Below are 22,077 nucleotides of genomic sequence, written 5' to 3' on the forward strand. Positions count from 1 at the left end.
ATGATCGCTGACGGGCGGAAATAGCGCCAAATTTCGGAACGGTTAGTTCGTCAGCACCCGTACCAGAATATCCCCGTAAATCGCGGTCAACTGCTCCAGATCCTGCACCGCCACCGCCTCGTCCAGCTTGTGCATCGTCGCGTTGGTCAGGCCGAATTCCACAACCGGGCACAGTTTTGACAGGAAGCGCGCGTCGGACGTGCCGCCGGTCGTCGACAGTTCCGGCGCGATGCCGGTCACGGTCTGGATCGCGTTGGAGATGAGGGTGGAGAAGGTTCCGGGCGCGGTCAGGAACGCCTCCCCGCTGATCTTCGCCTCCAGCACGCCGCCTTCCGCCTCGACCAGCGCGCGGATGCGCTCGACAAGGCCGGCGCCGCTATGCTGGTCGTTGAAGCGGATCGACAGGCGCGCCGTCGCCTGCGCCGGGATGACGTTGGTCGCCGGATTGCCCACGGTGATGTCGGTAATCTCGATATTGCTTGGCTGGAACCAGTCGGTGCCTGCGTCCAATTCGATCGCCTCGATCGCGGTCAGGATGCGCAGCAGGCGCGGGATCGGATTGTCGGCCAGATGCGGATAGGCGACATGGCCCTGCATGCCGTTGACCGTGATCCACATATTGACCGATCCGCGCCGGCCGATCTTCACCATGTCGCCCAGCCGGTTGACCGAGGTCGGTTCGCCGACAAGGCACAGGTCCGGCTTCACGCCGCGCTCCGCCATGCGCTCCATCAGCGCGACGGTGCCGTGGACGGCGGGGCCTTCCTCGTCGCCGGTGATGATCAGGCTGACCGTACCGGGCAGGCCGGGCGCGGCCGCCAGCGCCGCGACGAAACAGGCGATCGACCCCTTCATATCCACCGCACCGCGCCCGTAGAGAAGGTCGCCGCGCAGTTCCGGCGTGAACGGATCGCTGGTCCAGTTATTGCCCGGCGGCACCACGTCCAGATGCCCGGCAAAGGCGAAATGCGGCCCCGGCGCGCCGCTGTCCCGCACCGCCAGCAGATTTTCCACCGGCCCGTCCGGAGCCTCCCCGCACACAAAGCGTTCCACCGTGAAGCCAAGCGGCGTCAGCATCTCCTCCATCGCCGTGAACACCGCCCCGGTCGCGGGGGTGACGGACGGACAGGCGATCAGGCGGCTGGCAAGGGCCAGTGCGGTGGGAACGGTACTGGTCGTGGACATCGCCGTGCGTTAGCGAATGCGCTGACGCTTGACCAGCAGGAGGAGCGCGCCATGCCCAAGATCGATCTGGACGCCATTCCGCAGAACAACAGGACAGGCTATCCGCCGGTCTACGCGAAGGAGGTCGAGGGCCGATGGGTGCGGCGCATGACGCCAGCGCTGGGCCTCACCGATTTCGGGGTCAGCCATGTGACGCTGAAACCCGGCGCATGGTCATCGCAACGGCACTGGCATGCGGGCGAGGACGAATTTGTCGTCATGCTGGCGGGGGAGGCGGTGCTGGTCGATGATCATGGCCGCACGCCAATGCATGCCGGCGACATGGCGGTATTCCCGAAGGGCGACGGCAACGGCCATCACCTGATCAACGAAAGCGGCGCGGACTGCCTGTTCGTCGCCTTCGGCCGCCCCGCGCGCAGCGAATGCCATTATCCCGACATCGACATGCACATATTTCCGGGCAACCCCGACTTTTTGCGGAAAGACGGCACGCGCTTTCCGGAGTGATTCCTCAATCGTCCGGGCTGAACGGACGGTTTTCGCGGCCGTGCCAGACCCTCAATATGTAGATGGCGGCATCGGCGATTTCATAGCGCATCTCATAAGGGCCAATGACGATGCGGCGCACTTCGCGGGGTTCGAACATATCGAGTTTCTCGCCGATCCGCGGAAATTGGACGAGGCGGTCGGGAGCGCGCGCAAGCTGCTGTACGATCCGCGCCGCAGCGTCCGGCGCTTCGGCCGCCAGAAAAGCGTGGAGCCGGACCAGGTCAGACGCGGCGGCGCTCGACCAGTGGATTTTCATCACGCTGGCGGCGGAAGCGGATCGCTGCCTGACAGGCTATCGGCCCATGCCTTGATGTCCCGATGGTCGATCACCCGGCCGGCATCCACATCGGCAAGGGCATCGACGGTCATGCGATGCCATTCTTCTTCCTGGTCCACCCACGCGGCAAGCGCCTGTTTGACCACCCAGCCGCGCGAACGATCCAGCCGGGCAGCGATGTCATCGACCCTGTCGGCCAGACTTTGCGGCACATGCGCCGTTAAAACGCGCGTTTCTGAAGCCATGCCATCATCCCAATCAGAATGATTGGAATATAATCAAAGCCAATCAATATGCAAATTAGGCCGGAATCTGCTCGAATTTCTCGATCACCCAGTCCTCCGCCTGCGCGCCGCCGATCCATTCCTGCATGAAGGGGTGGGCGATGATCGCCTGCATATAGCCCTCGGCGAAGCGGGCGATGGGAAGCTGATAGGTGATGAAGCGCGTGACCACCGGCGCGAACATGATGTCGGCCGCGCCGAATTCCCCGAACAGGAAATCGCCCGTGCCGCCGAAGCGCGCCCGCGCCTCCGCCCAGAGCTGCATGATCCGGTTGATGTCCTGCATCACTTCCGGCGAAGGCGGGACGGCCTCATAGATGCGGCGGATGTTCATGCTGTGCTCGCGGCGCAGCGCGGCGAAGCTGCTGTGCATTTCCGCCGCCATTGACCGGGCCATCGCCCGCGCGGCCTCATCCTGCGGCCAGAAGCGGTCGCCGCCGGACTTCTCGTTCAGATATTCGATGATCGCCAGGCTGTCCCACACGACCAGATCGTCGCCCGCCCACAGGATCGGCACCTTGCCGGACGAGGGCGCGAACTCGTCGCCCTCGCGGCGCTTCTCCCAGCTTTCGTCATAGAGGGGGACGACGACTTCCTCGAACGGCAGGCCGGACTGTTTCGCCGCCAGCCAGCCGCGCAAGGACCAGCTTGAATAGGCCTTGTTGCCGATGAAGAGCTTTAGCATCTGATTTCCCCAAATCCGTCATTCCGGCGAAAGCCGGAACCCATTTCGCCCCCGGCAATCGTCCGCATGCGGGAGAGATGGGTCCCGGCTTTCGCCGGGATGACGAGGTTTGGCAAGCCACGGGCGCTAAAATCTGATCAGCAACCCTGATCCCCGAACCCTGATCCCCAAAATCTAATCCAGCGCGTCGATCACCGCCGCGCGCAGTTCCGGAATGCCCATGCCCTTTTCGCTCGACGTCATCAGCAGGTCGGGGTGCGCGGCGGGGCGCTTGCGGATTTCCTGCATCGTGCGTTCGGCGACCGCCGCCAGTTCGCTGGCCTTCACCTTGTCCGCCTTGGTCAGCACGATGCGATAGCTGACGGCGGCATCGTCCAGCATCTTCATGATGTCGTGATCGACTTCCTTGATGCCGTGGCGGCTGTCGATCAGCAGCAGCGTGCGCTTCAGCACCGCGCGCCCGCGCAGATAGTCGTTGATCAGGAAGCGCCACTTGCGGACCATATCCTTGGGCGCCCGCGCATAGCCATAGCCCGGCATATCGACCAGGCGGAGCAGCGGCTGCGCCGGATCGCCGACGTCGAAGAAGTTCAGCTCCTGCGTGCGTCCCGGCGTGTTGGATGTACGCGCAAGGCCGTTGCGGTTGGTCAGCGCATTCAGCAGCGAGGATTTGCCCACGTTCGACCGCCCGGCGAACGCCACCTCCTTCGCCACCGGATCGGGCAGGAATTTAAGGTCCGGCGCGGATTTCAGGAACGCGATCGGCCCGGCGAAAATCCTCCGCGCGGTTTCGATTGCTTCCTCTGCCTCATCATCCGTCATAAATACTCCGTTCGCCCTGAGCCTGTCGAAGGGCTGCACTTTTCTTTTAAGAAGGACAGGGCTTCGACAAGCTCAGCCCGAACGGGGGTTGGAGCCTTACTTCGCCGCCGCCGCTTCCTTAAGCTGCGGATGCGAGCGGTACAGGAACCATTGCTGCGCGATGCTCAGCATATTGTTGGTGATCCAGTAGACCAGCAGGCCCGCCGCGAACGGCGCCATGATGAACATCATCATCCAGGGCATGATCGCGAACACCTGTTTCTGGATATCGTCCATCGGCGTCGGGTTCAGGCGGAACTGCAGCCACATGGAAATGCCCAGCAGGATCGCCAGCACGCCGATCGCCAGGAAGGCGGGCGGCTGGAAATTGAGCAGACCGAACAGGTTCAGCACATGCAGCGGGTCCGGCGCGGACAGATCCTTGATCCACAGGATGAACGGCTGATGCCGCATTTCGATCGTCAGTTGCAGCACCTTGTAGAGCGCAAAGAAGATCGGAATCTGCAGGAATACGGGCAGGCATCCGGCGAGCGGATTGACCTTCTCCCGCTTATACAGCTCCATCATCTCCTGCTGCAGCTTGGGCTTGTCGTCCTTATACTTCTCCTGCAGCGCCTTCAGCTTGGGCTGCACGGAGCGCATCGCCGCCATCGACTTGAACTGCTTTTGCGCGACCGGGAACATCAGCGCCCGGACGCAGAAGGTCAGAAGGATGATCGCCACGCCGAAATTGCTGGTGACGGTGAACAGCCAGTGGAGCAGCGCGAAGATCGGCTGTTCGAACCAGTAGAACCAGCCCCAGTCGATCGACCGGTCGAACAGGGTGATGCCGCCCCGCTCATAGGTCTGCAGCGTTTTCACTTCCTTCGCGCCCACAAAGAGCCGCGACGTCTGGGTGACGGACTTGCCCGCGGCGAGGAGCGTGGGGTTCAGGCTGTAATCGACCTGATACTGCTCCCCGGCGCCCTTGCGGAACTGGCCCGCAAAGGCGGTCTTTTGATCCGGGACCAGCGCGGACAGCCAATATTTGTCAGTGAAGCCGATCCAGCCGCCCGTGCTGGTGAAGGACTGGTTTCCTTCCTTGTCCAGGTCAGTGAAATCGACGTCATAATTGGCCGCGCCGTTGAACACGCCAATGGGGCCGGTGTGGATCGTCCAGCTCGTCGGGTCCTTCGAATGGCCGTCGCGGCTGATATAGCCATAGGGCTTGACCGCGACCGGGCCGTTGCCGGTGTTGGCGACCGTCTGCTGCACGGTGATCATGAAATCGGGGTCGATCGCCAGGCGGATCGCGAAAGTCTGCCCCGCGCCATTGTTCCAGCGCAGCGTTACCGGCGTCGCCGGGGTCAGCTTGGTCCCTTCGGCGGTCCAGACGGTGTTGGCGTCCGGCCCTTTCAGGCCCTCGCCCGACCAGCCGAAGCCGGCGAAATAGGCGTCGCGGGTGCCACTGGGCGAATAGAGGCGGATGGGGGCCGAATCCTTCGCGATGGTCTCGCGATAGGTGGGAAGGACGATATCGTCGATCCGCGCGCCTTTGAGGTTGATGGAGCCGGTGAGCTTGGGCGTCTCGATCGGGATGCGGGGCGAACCGCGCAAAACGGCCGTCCGGTCCTGCACCGCCCGCGCCGCGGCGGCGGGGGAGAGCGGCGCGCTGCTGGCGTCGGGCGCGGCGACCGGCGTGGTCTTGCCGCCCTGCACCTTGGTCGCGGGCGGATTGGCCGGAGGAAAGAAATGACTGGCGATATAGGGCCAACCGAACAGGATCAGCGCCGTCAGCACCACCGCCAAAATGATATTCCGCTTGTCGTCCACGCGCTTGAGGCTCCGGCCGTTTATCTTGTGTCTTATGTCTGGTCAGGGAACCGGGTCGTACCCGGACCCGCCCCAGGGGTGGCATCGCATTAGCCGCTTCGCCGACAGCCAGCTACCCTTGATGGCACCATATTTTCCCAGTGCGTCGATGGCATATTGGGAACAGGAGGGAGAATAGCGGCAGGTGGGCGGCAGGATGCGCGAGGGGCCGATCTGCCATGCCCGCGCGATGAGGGAAAGGAGGCGGGCGATCATGATAGCCCAGCGCTCTTTTCCGTTCGGGCTGAGCTTGTCGAAGCCCTGCCCTTCTCTTCAAGTAAGGACAGCCCTTCGACACTGTCACGAGTCACGGGCCTCGTGTCAGCAGGGCGAACGGAGGGAGATTTCGGTCCTCCATCACCCCGCCCCAGCTTCCGCAGCGCCTTTTCCATCTCCGCGCGCAGCAGGGCGAAATCCCGTTCGATCCCGCCTTGGCGGCCGATCAGCACATGATCCGCCCCGGCGACGCCCAGCTCAGGCAGCAATTCCCTGGCGAGGGCGCGAAAACGGCGCTTCATCCGGTTACGGACGACAGCGCCGCCAATCTTCTTCGTGACAGTATAGCCGATTCGCTTGACCGGATCGCCGTCCGCCCGGTCGCGGACCAGCAGGACGAAGCCGGGCATCGGCTGCCTGCGCCCCTTGTTCGCGGCGAGGAAGTCGGCCCGCTTCGTGAGCGTCACGAAGCCGCGCGCCTCCCCGGCTGCGTTCAGGCGCTCAGGCTCTTGCGGCCGCGGGCGCGGCGCGCGCGCAGGATGTTGCGGCCGCCCACGGTCGCCATGCGGGCGCGGAAACCGTGCCGGCGCTTGCGCACGAGGTTGCTCGGCTGAAAGGTGCGCTTCATCGCTCATTCCTCAAACAATATATCGAATCGGGCATGACAAAAAATGGCCGCCAATCCGGCGACCTTTGTCGGAAGCGGGTCCGATAGGGAAAGGGCCAGGGGAAGTCAATGCGGTTTCCGTTTGGGAACATGCCGCGACGATGAGCGAACGCAACAGTTTTCACCGTCATCCCCGCGCTGGCGGGGACCCATCTCCGGCACGAGCCGCGTGACGGAAGGTTGGGAGATGGGTTCCCGCCTGCGCGGGAATGACGAGGTTTGGATTGCCCCACTTTCCCCCTCGTCATTCCGGCGGAAGCCGGAACCCATCTCGCCTCCGGGACCGTCGCTTTATGGGGAGAGTTGGGTCCCGCGTTGACCTACGGTCGCCCTTCGGGTCGCCGGGATGACGATGCAGGGATATCAGCGTTCAGGCATCCACCGCTTCGCACAGCGCCGCGAGTTGATCCGCGACCTGGCCCCAGCCGGTCGTGAAGCCCATCTCCTCATGCTGCTTCATCGCCTCCTCCGTCCAGTGGCGGGCGGTGGCGGTGTAGCGGGTGCCCTCGCCTTCCGGCTCGAAGGTGGTGATCGCCGTCATGAACGGCCCCTGCGGAACCCAGCCTGCACTGAACGCATCGGTGGTCACGATCTTCCGGTTCGGGATCACTTCCAGGACGACGCCCTCCATCGGCGGCGTCTCCACGCCGTCCGGGCCGGTCATGGTGAGGGCGGAGCGCCCGCCCGGCCGCAAATCCTGCTCCAGCAGCTTCGCCGTCCAAGGCTTTGGCGCGAACCACTCCTCGGTCCGCTCCGTCCACACCTTATAGACCGTCTCCGGCGGCGCGGCGATGTAGCGGGTGATGGTCAGGTCCAGCGATGCGTCGGTCATACGGTTTCTCCTGCAAAGGCGGCTTCCAGCGTGGCGATGTCCAGCTTGGACATTTTCGCGACCTCGGCCATGGCGCGGCCGATCCCGGCGGTGTCGCCGCTTTCCATCATGCGCAGGAAAGCTTCGGGCACCAGTTGCCAGGACAGGCCATATTTGTCCTTCAGCCAGCCGCAGGGCTGGGGCGAGCCGCCATCGGCGGTCAGCGCGTTGAAATAGCGGTCCAGTTCCGCCTGATCGCTGCACACCACCGAAAGCGAAATCGCCTCGCTGAACGTAAATTCGGGGCCGCCGTTCAGCGCCTGATAGCTTTGGCCGAACAGGGTGAACTCCACCATCATCGCCGTCCCGGCGGGGAAAGGGGCCGGGAAGGGGTTATCCTCCGGGTAGCGGCCGATCTTCCCGACCTCCCCATCCCGGAACGTATCGACGTAGAAATTGGCGGCTTCCTCGGCCTCGCCGTTGAACCACAGGCAGGGGGATATTTTCGACATCGCCTCTCTCCTTTCTTGCGCTGATTTAGCTGTCGCGGGTGCCGACAAGGGCGAAGATCGCGCCCTGCGGGTCGCTCGCGGTGATGATCCAGCCGCCGCCCGGCACCTCGCTGGGGCCAAACAGGATGCTGCCGCCATTATCGGTGATGCGCGCCTGCGCCGCGTCGATATTGCCGACCTGGAAATAGAACAGCCACACCGGGCGCGGGAAATGGGGATCGTTCATCATGCCGCCCGCGGTCACGCCGTCCGGCCGGTTCCAGATCTGGTATGTGCCCATCGGACCCATGTCCATCGCATGCTCCTTGGTCCAGCCATAGAGGCCGGAATAATAGGAGAAGGCGCCTTCCCAGTCGGTCGTGTGCAGCTCGTTCCAGCTCACATGCCCCATCGCGCCGCCGGAATAGGAGGGCATTTCCTGCGGGCTGCTGCCCTTGAGCAGATTATAGACCGCGCCCTGCGGGTCGGCCATCACGGCGAAGCGGCCGACATCGGGGATGTCGGAGGGCGGGTTGTGGATCGCCCCGCCCGCATTGGCCGCCGCCGCTGCATCGGCGTCGACATCGGCCGCGCCGATATAGCCAAGCCAGCAGGGTTTCAAGCCATTGGCCGCGGCCTCCGGCGGGATCGCCATGATGCCGCCCATGCCGCCTTCGCTGCCGCTTATCACCGTATAGGGCATAGCATTGCCGCCATCGAACGGCGCGGCCGTCCAGCCCACGACTGTCGTGTAGAAGGCTTCGGCCGCCTTCGGATCGCTGGTCATCAATTCATACCAGAAGAACCGGCCCGTCATATCGGCCATGATCCATCTCCTTCATGCATATGGGGGTGGGAGGCGGCGTCAGCCTTCGGCAGTGTCGACCAGGGTCGCGAAACCGCCATAGATCAGCCGCTCGCCGCTGAACGGCATGTCGCCGTCCGGCTGCATCCGCTCATCCTTCATGACCTTCGCCATGCCTTCGTCGCGCACCGCCTTGCTGGGCCATTCGATCCAGGAAAAGACGACGCTCTCGTCCTCCTTGGCGATGACGGCGGTGCGGAAGTCATTGACCTTGCCGGTGGGCACATCGTCATTCCACGTCTCCACCACGCGGATCGCGCCATGCTCAATGAAGATCGGCGCCGCCTTGGCCGCCATGTCGACATAGGCCTGCTTGTTGCCGTTCGGCACAGGGATCACGAAACCGTCCATGTAACGCATCGTTCGTCTCCTTTTTTTCCGTTCCTGCGAATTGCGATCAGGCGGCGGCCTCCGCGCCTGCGGCCATTGCCGCCTCGACATCCAGCCAGTTCACGCCCCACATATGGCCATCGGGGTCTTCGAAACTGCGGCCATACATATAGCCATAATCGTCAACCGGGCTGGGCTCCGTCGCGCCCGCCGCCAGCGCCCTGCCAACCGTCGCGTCCACGCCGTCGCGACTCTCCTCGGACATGCATAATAGCACCTGCGCGACCACATGGGCGTTTGCGATCGGCCGGCTGGTGAAGCTGCTGAACCGCTCATGCGTCAGCAGCATGACGCGGATCGTCTCCGACAGGGTCATCATCTGCGCAGTGGCGTCGCCGAAATGCGGATCGGCGACCGCGCCGACCGCCTCGTAGAAGGCGATGGACTTCTGCAGGTCGGCTACGGGCAGGTTCACGAAGATCATCTTTGCCATCGGAACATCCTCTCTGAATGGCGAATCGACTTGCCAATCATCGCGGCATCAATTATAAAAAGCAACTATGAAGTTAGAAAAAGTAACTGCCAGGCAGAAACCCACGGAAAAGCGCCGGATCAACGATGCCTGCGGCACCGCACACGCGCTGGAATTGATCGGGGAACGCTGGGCGCTGCTGGTCGTGCGCGAGCTGATGCTCGGCCCGCGCCGCTTCGGGGAGATCAAGGCGGACCTGCCCGGCATCAGCGCCAATGTGCTGACGCAGCGGCTGGAGGAACTGGAGCAGCGCGGGCTTCTGACCCGCCACAAACTGCCCCCGCCAGCGTCCGTGCAGGTCTATGAACTGACCGCGTGGGGATATGAGGCGGAGCCGATCATCCAGGTGATGGGCCGATGGGCGACGCGATCGCCGCTGCACGACCCCACCCGCCAGATCAGCGGCGTGTCCGTGCTGCTTTCCTTCCGCACGATGCTGGACCTATCCCGGATTGGCGATATCGACGCCAGTATCGGTTTCCGCTTTGGCGAGGACCGTTATCTCGGCTGTCTGAACGCCAATGGCTTCACCGTGGCGCGCGGCGACCCGGACGGCGCTGACCTGATATTTACCGGCCAGCCCGCCGCGCTGGCGGGCGCGGTCTATGGCGGCGTGCCGTTCGAGACCCTTGCCACTGCCGGCATGCTGGAGGTGAAGGGCGACCGCGCCTTGGCGGACAAGTTCATCACGCTGTTCCCGCTCCCGGAGAAAATCCCGCCACCGCCGATGTGCGGATAGCGCGCCCTTCTCCGGCAGCGGAAGCAGCGGCGCGTCAGGCGGGCGATTGCGCCGGAGTCGCGCCGCCGCCCAGCAAGCCTTTCAGCTTCGCGCGGTAATGCATGGCGAGTTCGGCGTGGCGGTATCGCGCGGCCATCGTTTCGGCCTGCTTCGCCCAATCATCTTCCTGCCGGATGCGGTCCCTCAGATATTTCACTTCATCGATGGGGCTCACGGTCATTCTCCTGGGTACGGGTTGCCAATATCTCCCTGGCATCGCTTTTTTTATGCGCACAGGCGGCCGACCCTGGCTTGACCGTCTGATTTCATTGCAGAATCTGACTGCATAATATTGCCTGCATATGTCGCCCATGCAGGCATTTGTGACTCTGCCTCACACGCATCATCGCTTTATTGCGAATTATTCGCAACAGAAAATGCAACCGATACGCACCCGAATTGACTCGACAGCCCTCCCGCTCCGGTTAAGAACAAGGAGCGAACAGATTGGGGGTCGGTTCTGGTTTCGACAGTCGCCACGGTGGCCTATCTGGGGCTAGAGGCGCGCGCCGTGGAGGTGCAGTGCCAACTGGTCCCCGGCCTCCCCAACTTCATTGTCGTGGGCCTGGCCGACAAGGCCGTGGCGGAAAGCAAGGAGCGGGTGCGCAACGCCATCGCCGCCATCGGCCTTGCCCTTCCGCCCAAGCGGATCACCGTCAACCTCTCCCCCGCCGATTTGCCCAAGGAGGGGTCGCATTACGATCTGCCGATCGCCCTGGCGTTACTGGGCGCGATGGGCGTGATCGATGCCGAAACACTGTCCGGCTATGTCGTGGTCGGTGAGTTGGGGCTGGACGGCCGGGTCGCGCCGACGCCGGGCGTGCTGCTCGCGGCGCTGCATGCGGGCGAGCGGGACATGGGCCTCATCTGCCCGGCGGCGCAGGGGGCGGAGGCGGCATGGGCCGGCCATGTCGAGGTGATCGGCGCGCCGGACCTGCTCGGCCTGCTCAACCATTTCAAGGGGACCGCCGCCCTGTCTCCGCCGAAGCCCGGCGATGTCCTGCCCCCGGTGCGCGGCGCGGACCTCAAACAGGTGAAGGGCCAGGAAACCGCCAAGCGCGCGCTGGAGATTGCGGCGGCGGGCGGCCATAACCTCCTGATGATCGGCCCGCCCGGCGCGGGCAAGTCGCTGATGGCGAGTTGCCTGCCCGGCATCCTCCCCGATCTCGACCCGGCCGAGGCGCTGGAAGTGTCGATGGTGTCGAGCGTCGCCGGGATGCTGGAGGGCGGCCGGATCAGCCGTGCCCGTCCCTTCCGCGCGCCGCACCACAGCGCGTCGATGGCGGCGCTGGTCGGCGGCGGGCTGAAGGTGAAGCCGGGCGAGGTCAGCCTCGCGCATCTGGGCGTGTTGTTCCTAGACGAGTTGCCGGAGTTTCAGCGCGCCGTGCTCGATTCCCTTCGCCAGCCGCTGGAGACTGGCACGGTCAGCGTGGCCCGTGCCAACGCCCATGTGACCTTCCCCGCCCGCGTGCAGTTGGTGGCGGCGATGAATCCCTGCCGCTGCGGCCATCTGGGCGATCCGGCGCTGGCCTGCGCCCGCGCGCCGCGCTGCGCCGCCGACTATCAGGCGAAGGTGTCCGGGCCGTTGCTGGACAGGATAGACCTGCATGTCGAAGTGAACGCCGTCACCGCCGCCGACCTGATCCTGCCCCCGCCCTCGGAAGGGTCAGCGGAAGTCGCCGCCCGCGTGGCGGAGGCGCGCGCGATCCAGACGATGCGCTATGCCGACACGCCCACGCGCACCAATGCGGAGGTGGATGGCGAAATGCTGGAGGATGTCGCCGGGCCGGACGAAGCGGGGCGGCACTTACTGGCGCAGGCGGCCGCCGCGATGAAGCTGTCGGCGCGGGGCTATACGCGGGTGCTGCGCGTGGCGCGGACGATCGCGGATCTGGCTGGCGCGCAGGATGTAGGCCGGGTGCATGTGGCGGAGGCGCTGAGTTATCGGAGACGGGCGCCGGTGAGTTGATGCTTATCCTGCCAGACCAATCGCAACCCCCGGCCCCTCCCTGCAAGGGAGGGGCCGGGGGTGGGTGGCGCGCGCCAGCGAGCCTATCCACGCTGCCCTGATGCGCCGGGTTCCACCGCATATGACGGCCAACGCCCGCGCGTTACGCAATGGCCAGACCGAAGCAGAAAGGCTGATCTGGCAAAGGCTTTCCCGCTACCGCCCACGCTTCACACGGCAATTGGTTGTCGGCACCTATATTGTCGACATTGCCTGCCGGTCGGCCAAACTCACCATTGAACTGGACGGATCGCAGCATCTGGATGCGGAGACTTACGACGCAAGACGCACTGCGTTTCTGGCGGACACCGGATGGACGGTCTTACGATTCTGGAACGGCGATGTGTTCAGCAATCCGGATGGCGTGGTGGAGGCAATCCTGACCAAGACCGCCGAGTGCCTCGGCGGGACCCACCCCCAGCCCCTCCCTTTCAGGGAGGGGAGAAGAAGGGGGAGTAGCGGCTAACCTTACGCCCCTACCCCTCATCCCCCATTCGCAACGCCGCGATGAACGCTTCCTGCGGGATCGACACCGATCCATATTCGCGCATCCGCTTCTTGCCTTCCTTCTGCTTGTCGAGCAGCTTCTTCTTGCGGCTGATGTCGCCGCCATAGCATTTGGCGGTCACGTCCTTGCGCATCGCGGCGATGGTCTCGCGGGCGATCACCTTGCCGCCGATCGCCGCCTGGATCGGGATTTTGAACAGGTGGCGGGGGATCAGGTCCTTCAGCCGCTCGCACATGCCGCGCCCGCGGGTTTCGGCCGAGCCGCGATGGACGATCATCGACAGCGCATCCACCGGCTCCGAGTTCACCATGATGCTCATCTTGACGAGATCGCCCTCGCGATAGCCGATCTGGTGATAGTCGAAGCTGGCATAGCCCCGGCTGATGCTTTTCAGCCGATCGTAGAAATCGAACACCACTTCGTTCAGCGGTATCTCATAGGTCACCTGCGCCCGCCCGGCGACATAGGTCAGATTCTTCTGGATGCCGCGCCGGTCCTGGCAGAGTTTCAGGATGGAGCCGAGATATTCGTCAGGGCAGTAGATCACCGCCTCGATCCACGGCTCCTCTATGTCCGCGATCTTGGTGGGGTCGGGCATGTCGGCCGGGTTGTGAAGCTCGATCTCGCCATTGCCGTGCGTCAACTGGATTTTGTAGACCACCGACGGCGCGGTGGTGATCAGGTCGAGGTCATATTCGCGGGTCAGCCGTTCCTGGATGATCTCCAGATGCAAGAGGCCAAGGAAACCGCAACGGAAGCCGAAGCCCAGCGCCGCGCTGCTCTCCATCTCGAAACTGAAAGACGCGTCGTTCAGGCGCAGCTTGCTGATGCTGTCCCGCAGCTTGTCGAAATCCGCCGCGTCCACCGGGAACAGGCCGCAGAACACCACCGGCTGCACTTCCTTGAAACCGGGCAGCGGCTTGGCGGCGGGGTTCTTGACCGTGGTGATGGTGTCGCCGACGCGGGTCTGGCTGATGTCCTTGATCTGCGCGGTGATGAAGCCGATCTCGCCCGCCGAAATCTCCGGCAGATTTTCGATCTTCGGCCGCATGCAGCCGACCCGGTCGATCAGATGCTCGGTGCCGCCGATCATGAACTTGATATTCTGGCCCTTGCGGATCACGCCGTTGACGACGCGCACCAGGATGACGACGCCCAGATAGGGGTCGTACCAGCTATCGACCAGCATGGCTTCGAGCGGCGCGTCCCGGTCGCCCTTGGGCGGGGGGATCTTGGCGACGATCGCCTCCAGCACCTCGTCAATGCCGATGCCGGACTTGGCCGACGCCAGCACCGCCTCGGACGCATCGAGGCCGATCACTTCCTCAATCTCTGCCTTCACCTTTTCCGGCTCGGCGGCGGGCAGGTCGATCTTGTTGATGACGGGCACGATCTCATGATCATGCTCGATCGACTGATAGACGTTGGCGAGCGTCTGCGCTTCCACCCCCTGCGCCGCGTCCACGACCAGCAGAGCGCCCTCGCACGCGGCCAGGCTGCGCGACACTTCATAGGCGAAGTCGACATGGCCCGGCGTGTCCATCAGGTTCAGTTCATAGAGCTCGCCATTCTTGGCGGTGTAGTTAAGGCGCACCGTCTGCGCCTTGATGGTGATGCCGCGCTCCTTCTCAATATCCATATTATCAAGGACTTGTGCGGACATTTCGCGGTCGGTCAGGCCGCCGGTGCGCTGGATCAGCCGGTCGGCCAGCGTCGACTTGCCATGGTCGATATGCGCGATGATGGAAAAGTTGCGGATATGCGAGAGTTCGGTCATCCGCGCCCGATAGCAGGGGTTTTCCCGGCTGTCAGCACGGCTGTCCCATAACGGACGTTCGCAACCAGTATGCAAGGTTTTCGCACTATGCTAGACGCCGCCGCAAAAGCGAGGTCGCGTCCGCAACGATAAGTCACGGCATGTATTCGCCTTTTAGGGGGTTTTATCATGAAGAAGCTGGTTTCCACCCTTGCCGCCGCCGCGATGGTGGCAACGCCCGTTATCGCGGAGGCCGCGGTCACGAGTGCATCGGGCAAGACCAATAAGGACGGCACCACCAAGGGCGCATCGTCCGGCCGCCGCGATCAGGAAAAGGGTCAACGCGACATTCCGCGCTGCACCCGCCGCCTCGGCACCGTCGCCATCGTCGAGCCTGACAATCAGTGGTGGCGCGAGCTGAACCTGGGCAGCCCGGAAGTGATCCTGAAGATTTTCGTGCAGCAGTCCGGCTGTTTCGGCCTGGTCAATCGCGGCCGCTCGATGGCCAGCCGCAATCTGGAACGCGCCATGGCCGATTCCGGCGAACTGCAGGCCGGTTCGAACCTGGGCAAGGGCCAGGTGAAGGCCGCCGACTATTTCCTGCAGCCTGACATCGTGTCGTCCAACCGCAATTCGGGCGGCAACGCCGTTGGCGCGGTTCTGGGCGGCTTCCTTGGCCGTTCGACCTTCGGCGCGCTCGCCGGCGGCATCTCGGTCAAGAAGAGCGAGGCGAATGTGACCCTGTCCATCGTCAACGCCCGCACCACCGAAGAAGAAGCGATGACCGAGGGTTATGCCCGCAAGTCTGACCTGAGCTTCGGCGCTGGCGGCGGCGCGGGCTGGTGGGGCGGTTTCGCCGGCGCTGGCGGCGGCGGCTACCAGAACACCGACATCGGCCAGGTCATCGTGCTCGCCTATCTCGACGCCTATACCAAGCTGGTCAGCCAGCTCGGCGGCCTGCCGGAGAATGCGGCGGCCGCTGCGCCGACGGCGAAGTAACAAAAGCCATCGCTCCTGAACCCCGTTCGGGCTGAGCTTGTCGAAGCCCTGTCCTTTTCTTCCGAGAGAAGGACAGCCCTTCGACAGGCTCAGGGCGAACGGAGTTCGGGATCGAAGCCATATGCGTGGATGGCCTGAACCGCGCTTTCAAAACGCGCGTCCTGCGATCCGCCGATGCGGACATAGGGCACGGCCCTGCGCACAAGCTCCGCCTCGCACAGCGCCATGAAGCGCGCCTGCCTCTCCCGGTCGGGGAACATCCTGACGCTGTCCTGCACAAAGGGCAGGTCATTCTCCATCAGCAGATAGAGATCGCCGACGCCGGTAAAGGCGTCCAGTTCCGGCATGCGATGGCCGAACAGCATCATGCTCCACGCCGCCGTCATCAGCGGATCGGTGTCCTGAACGATCAGCCCGCCCCGCGCCTGCGCCGCCATTGCGGCGCGCGCGGTGGCATGGCCGTCCATGATCGCGATCAGGTCCTTCGGGACCAGATCTGTGCCGTTGATCTCGCAATAGGTCCGGCCATATTCCGGCACCCATACCGTGCCGAAATGCGCGGCGAGCTGCGCCGCCAGCGTCGATTTCCCCGTGCTTTCCGGACCGTGCAGGACGACATCAAGCACGGCTTTGCGCCGCCCGCGCGCGCAGCCATTCCCGAAGCCCCACGACCGACAGGATCAGAAACACCAGATAGAGTCCGGCGGTAAGCTGCAGCCCGCGCGTCCAGAACAGCAGGATGGCGAGGCAATCGACGATGATCCAGCCGATCCAATTCTCCACGAACCGCTTGGCCAGCAGATATTGCGACAGGACGCTCAGCATCGCGATCGCGCCATCCCAATGGGGCGCCGCCGCGTCCGTCCACCGCGCCATGGCGCTGCCCCACAGGATGCTGGCCGCCGTGACGCCCGCAATGGCGATGATCCGGCTGCGCGGCCTCAACATCCGCACCGGCACCGCGCCACCGTCCCGCGCGCGGCTCCAGTGGAACCAGCCATAGGCGTTGAGCAGCAGGAAGAAGAATTGCAGCAGCGTGTCGCTGTAAAGCCGCGCATGGAAGAATATCCAGGCGTAGAGGCACACCATCGCAATGCCGAACGGATAGTTCCAGACGCTGCGCCGGACCAGCAGCAGGATATTGGCAAGGCCAAGCGCGACGGCGAGGATTTCAAGGGCGGTCATTGGAGGCTGCAAAGCCTAGCAGGCGGCCCCGCGGTTGCAACTCCCGCCTGGCGCGGGAATTGCGCCTCCGATATCAAGGCGCAGGCGATGTTCGCCATGGCCATCGTCAAGGGTACACAATGTCCCCATCTTCCTTGATGAAGGAAGCTGGCTTGCGGTCGAGCAAGTCCAGTACGGCTTCCGAGGGGCGGCAAAGCGCCACGCCCCTGGGCGTCACCACGATCGGGCGGTTGACCAGGATCGGATGTGCAAGCATCGCCTCGATCATCGCGTCGTCCGATACGGATGGGTCGAGCAGACCCAATTCATTGGCGGGCGTGCCCTTCGCGCGCAACAGATCGCGGGGGCGCGCACCCATAGCCGCCAGCAATTGGTGCAGCAAGGGGCATGTCCAGCCGACATTGCGATACTCAATGACGGTGGGCGTATAACCGGCCGCTTTGATCATTGCGAGCGCGTTGCGCGACGTGCCGCATTCGGGATTGTGGTAGATGGTAATCGGGAACGGATCAGTCATTGCGGGCAATCCTCGCGTAACAGCCAAGTGAAGAATCCCACGCCCGCCAACGCGCCCATAATCTGTCCGCCCATGAACAGCGGGACTGAAACCGGCGCAATCCCGGCGAAGCTGTCCGACAGGCTCCGCGCGAGCGTGACCGCCGGATTGGCGAAGGATGTCGAGGCTGTGAACCAGTAGGCCGCGGTAATGAACAAGCCCACGGCAATCGGCGTAAATTCCGGTCGCGCCCGCTGCGTGCCGAAGATCGTTCCGATCAGGCCGAAAGTCGCGACGCATTCAGAGAACCCCTGCGCCGCTCCACCGCGCAGCTTCGACGACACCTGAAGGATCGGTTCGGCGAACATCGCGTGCGCTACCCATACGCCAAGAACCGCGCCCATAAGCTGAGCCATGACATAGGCAATGGCGGATCGACGATCGGCTTCACCGCGCAGCGTGAAGGCCAGCGTCACTGCGGGGTTGAAGTGCGCGCCGGATATCGGGCCAAAGACCTGGATCAGCACGACCAGCCCCGCGCCGGTCGCGAGCGTGTTCCCAAGCAAGGCGATGGCCGCGTCCCCGGCGGCAAGGCGTTCACCCATAATGCCGGACCCGACAACGACCGCAAGCAGCATGGCGGTGCCGACCAGCTCGGCAATCGCGCGCCGGATCATGCCTGCGGACAGCATTCTTGCGCGGTTTCCGCAAGCGGTGCGCAGATTTCCGGGTGACCGGCGCAGCAGTCAGCGACGAGGAAACCAAGCAGGTTCCGCATGGCATCATAATCCGCGTGGTAGATGATCGATCGCCCCTCGCGCCGCGATCGGACAAGGCCCGCATGACTCAGGATCGTCAAATGCGTCGAGAGGGTGTTTGGCAGCACACCGACCGCGCGGGCGATGTCACCCGCAGGCAGGCCATCCACGCCTGCCCGTACCAGCAGCCGGAACGCCGCCAGCCTGTGCCCGTGCGCAAGGGCGGAAAGCGCTTCGATGGCTTGGGGCAGGAGCATCAAGGATGTTTCCATTTCGATATTTCGAATAATATCGAAATGATTTTAGCGCAAGGTGTGCTTTTGATTGTCCATAAACCGCCGACTCTAGCGCTGGCGCCCTCGATTCACCTGCCGCCAATGGGCGGAAGGTGCGCTTTGGACGGTAATGACGGCAACGCTAAGACGCCAGCGCTCTGGGCGCGGAGGCGGCCTTCAGCCTTTCGATGTCGATATTGGCGTGGAATTCGATGCCCATCCGGTCCTCTATGGACCAGCGCGCCGTCGCCTGCACGGCGTAGCCCTCCGCCAGATCGACGAGGAACACCGTGTCCGTCGGCACGTTCCACAGCCCTTCGATCAGCGCGCCGGTGGACGAGATGTTGCGGACGCGGGCGGCATAGCGATGCCCGTCATGCAGCACCGACACCGACCGCAGCATCGACTTGCGCACCGGGCGGCTGGACCGGAAGCCTTCCGGCTGCGCCCGCGTGCCATTGCTGTTGAGCCGGTCGATCACCTCTGCCACGGGCATGGGCTTGCCATAGATATAGCCCTGCACATGGCTGCACCCCAATTGCCGGATCATGTCCAGCTCGTCATGGGTTTCCGCGCCTTCCGCCGTCGTGTCCATCGACAGCGCTTCGGCCAGGCTGACAATGGACTTGATGATGGCGCTGTTGCGATTGCCCTTGATCGCCGCGCCGCGCACGAAGCTCTGGTCGATCTTGATCTTGTCGAACGGCGCTTTCTTCAGATAGCCGAGCGAGGAATAGCCGGTGCCGAAATCGTCGAGCGCCAGGCGCACGCCAACCCCCTTCAACCGCGCGAACATGGCGTCGGTATCGGCGTCGTCGTTCAGGAATACGCTTTCCGTAATCTCCAGCTCCAGCCGCTCGGCCGACAGCCGGGCGCCGGCGAGGGCGCTCATGACGATGGTCGGCAGGGATGGGTTGGCGAACTGGATCGGCGACACATTGACCGCGACCCGGATGCTGTCCGGCCAGCGCGCGGCGTCGCGGCAGGCGGTGCGCAGCACCCACTCGCCAATCTGCGAGATCAGCCCGGTTTCCTCCGCGATCGGAATGAACACGGTGGGGGAAATCAGGCCGCGCTTCGGGTGGCTCCAGCGCAGCAGCGCTTCATAGCCCGTCACCTGCTCCGTCGCGGAACTCACCACCGGCTGATAGACGAGGTGCAGGCCGTCATTGGCCAGCGCGCCGCGCAGATCTTCCTCCAACTGGCGGCGATCCTCCGCATCGGCATGCATTTCCGACGAGTAGAAGCGATAGACGCCGCGCCCGTCGCCCTTCGCCGCATAGAGCGCAAGGTCGGCGTTGCGGATCATGGCATCGGCCGTCACGCCATGGTCGGGGCAGATGGCGATGCCGATCGACGCGCCGATCACGACCTGCGTATTTTCGATGGCGTAGGGCTGGGACAGCGAAACGATGATCGCATCGGCGATGGCGCCCAGCATCTGCCGGTCGGTGCGGCCCGGCAGCACGACCTTGAACTCGTCGCCGCCCAGGCGGCCCACCCGGCCCCGTTCGCCGATCACCCGTTGCAGCCTCTGGCTGACCAGGCGCAGCAACTGGTCGCCTGCGGGATGGCCCAGCGTATCGTTGACGCCCTTGAACCGGTCGAGGTCGAGCAGCAGCAGCGCGCAATCGCCCGGCTGGCCCCGCGCGCCGACCACGGCATGCTCCAGCGTGCGCATCATCTGCACCCGGTTCGCAAGGCCGGTCAGCGAATCATATTGCGCCAGCCGCGTAACCTCCGCCTCCGACCGCTTCATTTCGGTGAGGTCGGTGCCGCTGCCGCGAAAGCCGTGGAACTGGCCGAAGTCGCTGACGATCGGCTGGCCGGAAATCGCCCACCACCGCTCCTCCTCGCTCATCGCCACACGCACCGCGATTTCGGAGAAGGACGAGCGGGCGGACAGATGGAATCCCAGCGTCCGTTCCCCATCGCCGCGCTGCCGCTCGCCCTGGGAAATCAGCTCGGTGATTGCGCGCCCGATCAGGTCCTTGGCCTTCAACCCCAGCGATTCCGCCAGAGTCTCGGAAATATAGGTAATGCATCCTTGGCGGTCCGTCTCCCAGAACCAGCCCCGGCCGGACCGCTCATGCTCATTCAGCAGCCGCTCCGCGCGCCGTCCGCGCTGCTGCGCTTCCTGGTTGGCGAGCAGCTTCAACTGGTCGATCTTCGCCTGCCGCACGGATGCGAAGGCTATGGCCATGATGGACAGGCCCAATATCGCGAAATGCGCCGCATCCTCGGTGATCAGCACCAGCGGCACGCTGGCCCCCACGCAATAGGACAGCCCCAATATGCGGCGGCTGCCGAATATCGACACCGCGATCAGCGCAGTCATCGCCGCGAACATCATCCACGGGCCGATGCCGGTCGACGATGCCGAGGAGGCAAGCTCCAGCCAATAGCTATATGTCGCGCCGGACAGGAAGGCGAGCGGCAGCACAAGGCGCAACTGGATATGCGGGGCGCGCAGCCGGAAGGCGCCGGTGCGCGGCAGGATGATGATCGCCGCATCCACCGCGACAGCGGCCGCCGCCAACAGCGCCGGGAGCGCGCCGCCGGACACAAGCCTGGCTTCGCCCAGCACCAGCATCAACCCGGCGCAGGCCAGTTTCGACGCGAGCACCAGCGGCCACAGCATGGCCACCGAGCGGATGGCGCTGATCAGCCAGGTCGGCGGTGCGTCCTGACTGGCGTCGGCCAGGCCAAGCGACACGAGAAAGGTGGCTCGCCGCGGATCGGTGCGTTGCGAAATGGCGGCGCGGGATATTGACATGCATCCCCGATGCACCAGCACTGCTTTAAATCCGGTTACACTAGCGAAATATCACTGCCATTCGCAGAGATTTCGTCATCCAATTATCGGTTGTGCCTGTCACGTCCGGCGTTAGCATGGCGGGAAGATCAAAAATAGGAGAGCCGGATGCGGCACATCGCGATTATCGGTTCGGGACCCGCGGGCTATTATACCGCCGAAGCCTGCGGCAAGGCGTTCGGCGAGGAGGCGCGGGTCGACATTATCGACAAGATGCCGGTGCCCTTCGGCCTCATCCGCTCCGGCGTCGCGCCGGACCATCAATCGATCAAGGCGGTGTCGAAACGCTATGAGGCGGTGGCGCTGACCGACACGGTCCGGTTCGTGGGCAATGTCGCGGTGGGCCGGGACGTCGCCATATCGGAGCTTCTGGACCTGTATGACGCAGTGGTGCTGGCGACCGGCGCGCCCGGCGACCGGCCGCTGGGCATTCCCGGAGACGACCTGCCCGGCGTGGTTGGCAGCGCCGCCTTTGTCGGCTGGTATAACGGCCATCCCGAATTTGCTGGGCTTGCTCCCAACCTGTCCGGCGCCCATGTCGCGGTCATCGGCAATGGCAATGTCGCACTGGACGTCGCGCGCATCCTGTCGAAAGCGGAAAGCGAATTTGCGGGCAGCGATATCGTCGCCCACGCCCTGACCGCGCTGACGCAATCGCAGGTGGCGCATATCACCATCGCCGGACGGCGCGGGCCGCACCAGATCGCGATGACGCCAAAGGAGCTGGGCGAGCTGGGTCATCTGGAGCGCGCTGCGCCGCATGTCGACCCGGCCGACCTGCCACCGCCGGAGAGCGACGCCGCGCTGGAGCCGGGCGTGCGCAAGTCGGTCGCCCTGCTGCGCGGATTCGCCGCCAATCCGGCCGAAAAGGCAGTGACCATCGATTTCGACTTCTTCGCCGCCCCGGTGGAGATCAGCGGCGACGGCAGGGTCG

Annotated in this window: 28 protein-coding genes; 6 read left to right on the forward strand and 22 right to left on the reverse strand. The window is 64.3% G+C overall.

Features of this window, described 5'->3' with window-relative positions:
• Positions 1-42 precede the first annotated feature (42 nt).
• Complete coding sequence (gene dapE / locus BHQ40_RS16265) at positions 43-1,185, reverse strand: succinyl-diaminopimelate desuccinylase (RefSeq protein ID WP_070156873.1); 1,143 nt, start codon at positions 1,183-1,185, stop codon at positions 43-45.
• A 51-nt stretch (positions 1,186-1,236) separates the two neighbouring features.
• Here dapE and BHQ40_RS16270 point away from each other — a divergent pair, with 51 nt between their 5' ends.
• Positions 1,237-1,692, forward strand: coding sequence for a cupin domain-containing protein (locus tag BHQ40_RS16270; RefSeq protein WP_070156874.1), 456 nt, complete (start codon positions 1,237-1,239; stop codon positions 1,690-1,692).
• A gap of 4 nt (positions 1,693-1,696) precedes the next feature.
• Here BHQ40_RS16270 and BHQ40_RS16275 read toward each other — a convergent pair whose 3' ends face one another.
• The 13 genes from BHQ40_RS16275 to BHQ40_RS16335 all read right to left on the reverse strand — a co-directional run bounded on the left by BHQ40_RS16275 (position 1,697) and on the right by BHQ40_RS16335 (position 9,526).
• A complete protein-coding gene (locus BHQ40_RS16275; RefSeq protein WP_070156875.1) occupies positions 1,697-1,990 on the reverse strand; it encodes a type II toxin-antitoxin system RelE/ParE family toxin in 294 nt (97 codons plus the stop codon).
• Positions 1,990-2,256 carry a CopG family ribbon-helix-helix protein gene (locus BHQ40_RS16280; protein WP_070156876.1) on the reverse strand — a complete coding sequence of 89 codons (267 nt, stop codon included), beginning with the start codon at positions 2,254-2,256 and terminating at the stop codon, positions 1,990-1,992. The genes BHQ40_RS16275 and BHQ40_RS16280 overlap by 1 nt, the downstream gene beginning before the upstream one ends.
• Before the next feature lie 55 nt (positions 2,257-2,311).
• Complete coding sequence (locus BHQ40_RS16285; protein ID WP_070156877.1) at positions 2,312-2,980, reverse strand: glutathione S-transferase family protein; 669 nt, start codon at positions 2,978-2,980, stop codon at positions 2,312-2,314.
• A gap of 174 nt (positions 2,981-3,154) precedes the next feature.
• The gene (gene yihA, locus BHQ40_RS16290) at positions 3,155-3,802 is read right to left on the reverse strand and encodes a ribosome biogenesis GTP-binding protein YihA/YsxC (RefSeq protein WP_070156878.1); all 648 of its coding nucleotides are present in this window, start codon (positions 3,800-3,802) and stop codon (positions 3,155-3,157) included.
• A gap of 96 nt (positions 3,803-3,898) precedes the next feature.
• Positions 3,899-5,614: a membrane protein insertase YidC gene (yidC, locus tag BHQ40_RS16295; RefSeq protein ID WP_070156879.1), complete on the reverse strand. Its 1,716-nt coding sequence runs from the start codon at positions 5,612-5,614 to the stop codon at positions 3,899-3,901.
• A gap of 42 nt (positions 5,615-5,656) precedes the next feature.
• On the reverse strand, positions 5,657-5,869 hold the full coding sequence (yidD, locus tag BHQ40_RS16300) for a membrane protein insertion efficiency factor YidD (RefSeq protein WP_070156880.1): 213 nt from the start codon (positions 5,867-5,869) through the stop codon (positions 5,657-5,659).
• Positions 5,866-6,279 carry a ribonuclease P protein component gene (gene rnpA / locus BHQ40_RS16305; protein WP_070156901.1) on the reverse strand — a complete coding sequence of 138 codons (414 nt, stop codon included), beginning with the start codon at positions 6,277-6,279 and terminating at the stop codon, positions 5,866-5,868. Before rnpA ends, yidD begins: the two co-directional genes overlap by 4 nt.
• Positions 6,280-6,362: 83 nt before the next feature.
• A complete protein-coding gene (gene rpmH, locus BHQ40_RS16310) occupies positions 6,363-6,497 on the reverse strand; it encodes a 50S ribosomal protein L34 (RefSeq protein ID WP_070156881.1) in 135 nt (44 codons plus the stop codon).
• A gap of 409 nt (positions 6,498-6,906) precedes the next feature.
• The gene (locus BHQ40_RS16315; RefSeq protein ID WP_070156882.1) at positions 6,907-7,368 is read right to left on the reverse strand and encodes an SRPBCC family protein; all 462 of its coding nucleotides are present in this window, start codon (positions 7,366-7,368) and stop codon (positions 6,907-6,909) included.
• Positions 7,365-7,859 carry a VOC family protein gene (locus BHQ40_RS16320; protein ID WP_070156883.1) on the reverse strand — a complete coding sequence of 165 codons (495 nt, stop codon included), beginning with the start codon at positions 7,857-7,859 and terminating at the stop codon, positions 7,365-7,367. Before BHQ40_RS16320 ends, BHQ40_RS16315 begins: the two co-directional genes overlap by 4 nt.
• 25 nt (positions 7,860-7,884) lie before the next feature.
• Positions 7,885-8,664, reverse strand: coding sequence for a VOC family protein (locus BHQ40_RS16325; RefSeq protein ID WP_070156884.1), 780 nt, complete (start codon positions 8,662-8,664; stop codon positions 7,885-7,887).
• Between the two features lie 39 nt (positions 8,665-8,703).
• Entirely contained in the window at positions 8,704-9,063 is a 360-nt protein-coding gene (locus BHQ40_RS16330; protein ID WP_070156885.1) for a DUF1428 domain-containing protein, read from the reverse strand.
• Positions 9,064-9,100: 37 nt separating this feature from the next.
• Complete coding sequence (locus BHQ40_RS16335) at positions 9,101-9,526, reverse strand: VOC family protein (RefSeq protein WP_070156886.1); 426 nt, start codon at positions 9,524-9,526, stop codon at positions 9,101-9,103.
• A 67-nt stretch (positions 9,527-9,593) separates the two neighbouring features.
• On the opposite strand from BHQ40_RS16335, the gene BHQ40_RS16340 reads away from it, so the two are divergent.
• Positions 9,594-10,304: a winged helix-turn-helix transcriptional regulator gene (locus BHQ40_RS16340; protein ID WP_070156887.1), complete on the forward strand. Its 711-nt coding sequence runs from the start codon at positions 9,594-9,596 to the stop codon at positions 10,302-10,304.
• A 34-nt stretch (positions 10,305-10,338) separates the two neighbouring features.
• Here the strand turns inward: BHQ40_RS16340 and BHQ40_RS16345 are convergent, their stop codons facing one another.
• Entirely contained in the window at positions 10,339-10,518 is a 180-nt protein-coding gene (locus tag BHQ40_RS16345) for a hypothetical protein (protein ID WP_139139328.1), read from the reverse strand.
• A 285-nt stretch (positions 10,519-10,803) separates the two neighbouring features.
• On the opposite strand from BHQ40_RS16345, the gene BHQ40_RS16350 reads away from it, so the two are divergent.
• Together BHQ40_RS16350 and BHQ40_RS16355 are read left to right on the forward strand one after the other, a co-directional pair.
• Positions 10,804-12,312 carry a YifB family Mg chelatase-like AAA ATPase gene (locus tag BHQ40_RS16350; protein WP_070156889.1) on the forward strand — a complete coding sequence of 503 codons (1,509 nt, stop codon included), beginning with the start codon at positions 10,804-10,806 and terminating at the stop codon, positions 12,310-12,312.
• 100 nt (positions 12,313-12,412) lie between these two features.
• Positions 12,413-12,817: an endonuclease domain-containing protein gene (locus BHQ40_RS16355; RefSeq protein WP_070156902.1), complete on the forward strand. Its 405-nt coding sequence runs from the start codon at positions 12,413-12,415 to the stop codon at positions 12,815-12,817.
• A 10-nt stretch (positions 12,818-12,827) separates the two neighbouring features.
• On the opposite strand, the gene lepA is transcribed toward BHQ40_RS16355, so the two are convergent.
• A complete protein-coding gene (lepA, locus tag BHQ40_RS16360) occupies positions 12,828-14,636 on the reverse strand; it encodes a translation elongation factor 4 (RefSeq protein ID WP_070156890.1) in 1,809 nt (602 codons plus the stop codon).
• 168 nt (positions 14,637-14,804) lie between these two features.
• Here lepA and BHQ40_RS16365 point away from each other — a divergent pair, with 168 nt between their 5' ends.
• Positions 14,805-15,614 (forward strand): CsgG/HfaB family protein, encoded by an 810-nt coding sequence (locus BHQ40_RS16365; RefSeq protein WP_070156891.1) that lies wholly within the window; start codon positions 14,805-14,807, stop codon positions 15,612-15,614.
• Positions 15,615-15,703: 89 nt separating this feature from the next.
• On the opposite strand, the gene BHQ40_RS16370 is transcribed toward BHQ40_RS16365, so the two are convergent.
• The 6 genes from BHQ40_RS16370 to BHQ40_RS16395 all read right to left on the reverse strand — a co-directional run bounded on the left by BHQ40_RS16370 (position 15,704) and on the right by BHQ40_RS16395 (position 21,104).
• On the reverse strand, positions 15,704-16,240 hold the full coding sequence (locus BHQ40_RS16370; RefSeq protein WP_070156892.1) for an AAA family ATPase: 537 nt from the start codon (positions 16,238-16,240) through the stop codon (positions 15,704-15,706).
• A complete protein-coding gene (gene pnuC, locus BHQ40_RS16375) occupies positions 16,233-16,799 on the reverse strand; it encodes a nicotinamide riboside transporter PnuC (RefSeq protein WP_070156893.1) in 567 nt (188 codons plus the stop codon). Before pnuC ends, BHQ40_RS16370 begins: the two co-directional genes overlap by 8 nt.
• A 106-nt stretch (positions 16,800-16,905) precedes the next feature.
• Positions 16,906-17,316, reverse strand: coding sequence for an arsenate reductase (glutaredoxin) (gene arsC, locus BHQ40_RS16380; protein ID WP_070156894.1), 411 nt, complete (start codon positions 17,314-17,316; stop codon positions 16,906-16,908).
• Positions 17,313-17,972, reverse strand: coding sequence for an MIP/aquaporin family protein (locus BHQ40_RS16385; RefSeq protein ID WP_216094894.1), 660 nt, complete (start codon positions 17,970-17,972; stop codon positions 17,313-17,315). The genes arsC and BHQ40_RS16385 overlap by 4 nt, the downstream gene beginning before the upstream one ends.
• The gene (locus BHQ40_RS16390) at positions 17,969-18,310 is read right to left on the reverse strand and encodes an ArsR/SmtB family transcription factor (protein WP_070156896.1); all 342 of its coding nucleotides are present in this window, start codon (positions 18,308-18,310) and stop codon (positions 17,969-17,971) included. Before BHQ40_RS16390 ends, BHQ40_RS16385 begins: the two co-directional genes overlap by 4 nt.
• 160 nt (positions 18,311-18,470) lie before the next feature.
• Positions 18,471-21,104, reverse strand: a complete 2,634-nt coding sequence (locus tag BHQ40_RS16395) for a putative bifunctional diguanylate cyclase/phosphodiesterase (RefSeq protein WP_070156897.1) — start codon at positions 21,102-21,104, stop codon at positions 18,471-18,473.
• A 147-nt stretch (positions 21,105-21,251) separates the two neighbouring features.
• On the opposite strand from BHQ40_RS16395, the gene BHQ40_RS16400 reads away from it, so the two are divergent.
• On the forward strand, positions 21,252-22,077 hold an 826-nt coding region (locus BHQ40_RS16400), incomplete at its 3' end, for an FAD-dependent oxidoreductase (protein WP_171905876.1).

This window comes from Sphingobium phenoxybenzoativorans, from assembly GCF_001757355.1.
Taxonomy (GTDB): Bacteria; Pseudomonadota; Alphaproteobacteria; order Sphingomonadales; family Sphingomonadaceae; genus Sphingobium; species Sphingobium phenoxybenzoativorans.

What these genes read in the sequence shown, in the direction of transcription:
- dapE (WP_070156873.1), bottom strand. Translation starts at nt 1,185, where the DNA reads ATGTCCACGACCAGTACCGTTCCCACCGCACTGGCCCTTGCCAGCCGC.
- BHQ40_RS16270 (WP_070156874.1), top strand. Translation starts at nt 1,237, where the DNA reads ATGCCCAAGATCGATCTGGACGCCATTCCGCAGAACAACAGGACAGGC.
- BHQ40_RS16275 (WP_070156875.1), bottom strand. Translation starts at nt 1,990, where the DNA reads ATGAAAATCCACTGGTCGAGCGCCGCCGCGTCTGACCTGGTCCGGCTC.
- BHQ40_RS16280 (WP_070156876.1), bottom strand. Translation starts at nt 2,256, where the DNA reads ATGGCTTCAGAAACGCGCGTTTTAACGGCGCATGTGCCGCAAAGTCTG.
- BHQ40_RS16285 (WP_070156877.1), bottom strand. Translation starts at nt 2,980, where the DNA reads ATGCTAAAGCTCTTCATCGGCAACAAGGCCTATTCAAGCTGGTCCTTG.
- yihA (WP_070156878.1), bottom strand. Translation starts at nt 3,802, where the DNA reads ATGACGGATGATGAGGCAGAGGAAGCAATCGAAACCGCGCGGAGGATT.
- yidD (WP_070156880.1), bottom strand. Translation starts at nt 5,869, where the DNA reads ATGATCGCCCGCCTCCTTTCCCTCATCGCGCGGGCATGGCAGATCGGC.
- rnpA (WP_070156901.1), bottom strand. Translation starts at nt 6,279, where the DNA reads ATGCCCGGCTTCGTCCTGCTGGTCCGCGACCGGGCGGACGGCGATCCG.
- rpmH (WP_070156881.1), bottom strand. Translation starts at nt 6,497, where the DNA reads ATGAAGCGCACCTTTCAGCCGAGCAACCTCGTGCGCAAGCGCCGGCAC.
- BHQ40_RS16315 (WP_070156882.1), bottom strand. Translation starts at nt 7,368, where the DNA reads ATGACCGACGCATCGCTGGACCTGACCATCACCCGCTACATCGCCGCG.
- BHQ40_RS16320 (WP_070156883.1), bottom strand. Translation starts at nt 7,859, where the DNA reads ATGTCGAAAATATCCCCCTGCCTGTGGTTCAACGGCGAGGCCGAGGAA.
- BHQ40_RS16325 (WP_070156884.1), bottom strand. Translation starts at nt 8,664, where the DNA reads ATGGCCGATATGACGGGCCGGTTCTTCTGGTATGAATTGATGACCAGC.
- BHQ40_RS16330 (WP_070156885.1), bottom strand. Translation starts at nt 9,063, where the DNA reads ATGCGTTACATGGACGGTTTCGTGATCCCTGTGCCGAACGGCAACAAG.
- BHQ40_RS16335 (WP_070156886.1), bottom strand. Translation starts at nt 9,526, where the DNA reads ATGGCAAAGATGATCTTCGTGAACCTGCCCGTAGCCGACCTGCAGAAG.
- BHQ40_RS16340 (WP_070156887.1), top strand. Translation starts at nt 9,594, where the DNA reads ATGAAGTTAGAAAAAGTAACTGCCAGGCAGAAACCCACGGAAAAGCGC.
- BHQ40_RS16355 (WP_070156902.1), top strand. Translation starts at nt 12,413, where the DNA reads ATGCGCCGGGTTCCACCGCATATGACGGCCAACGCCCGCGCGTTACGC.
- lepA (WP_070156890.1), bottom strand. Translation starts at nt 14,636, where the DNA reads ATGACCGAACTCTCGCATATCCGCAACTTTTCCATCATCGCGCATATC.
- BHQ40_RS16365 (WP_070156891.1), top strand. Translation starts at nt 14,805, where the DNA reads ATGAAGAAGCTGGTTTCCACCCTTGCCGCCGCCGCGATGGTGGCAACG.
- pnuC (WP_070156893.1), bottom strand. Translation starts at nt 16,799, where the DNA reads ATGACCGCCCTTGAAATCCTCGCCGTCGCGCTTGGCCTTGCCAATATC.
- arsC (WP_070156894.1), bottom strand. Translation starts at nt 17,316, where the DNA reads ATGACTGATCCGTTCCCGATTACCATCTACCACAATCCCGAATGCGGC.
- BHQ40_RS16385 (WP_216094894.1), bottom strand. Translation starts at nt 17,972, where the DNA reads ATGATCCGGCGCGCGATTGCCGAGCTGGTCGGCACCGCCATGCTGCTT.
- BHQ40_RS16390 (WP_070156896.1), bottom strand. Translation starts at nt 18,310, where the DNA reads ATGCTCCTGCCCCAAGCCATCGAAGCGCTTTCCGCCCTTGCGCACGGG.
- BHQ40_RS16395 (WP_070156897.1), bottom strand. Translation starts at nt 21,104, where the DNA reads ATGTCAATATCCCGCGCCGCCATTTCGCAACGCACCGATCCGCGGCGA.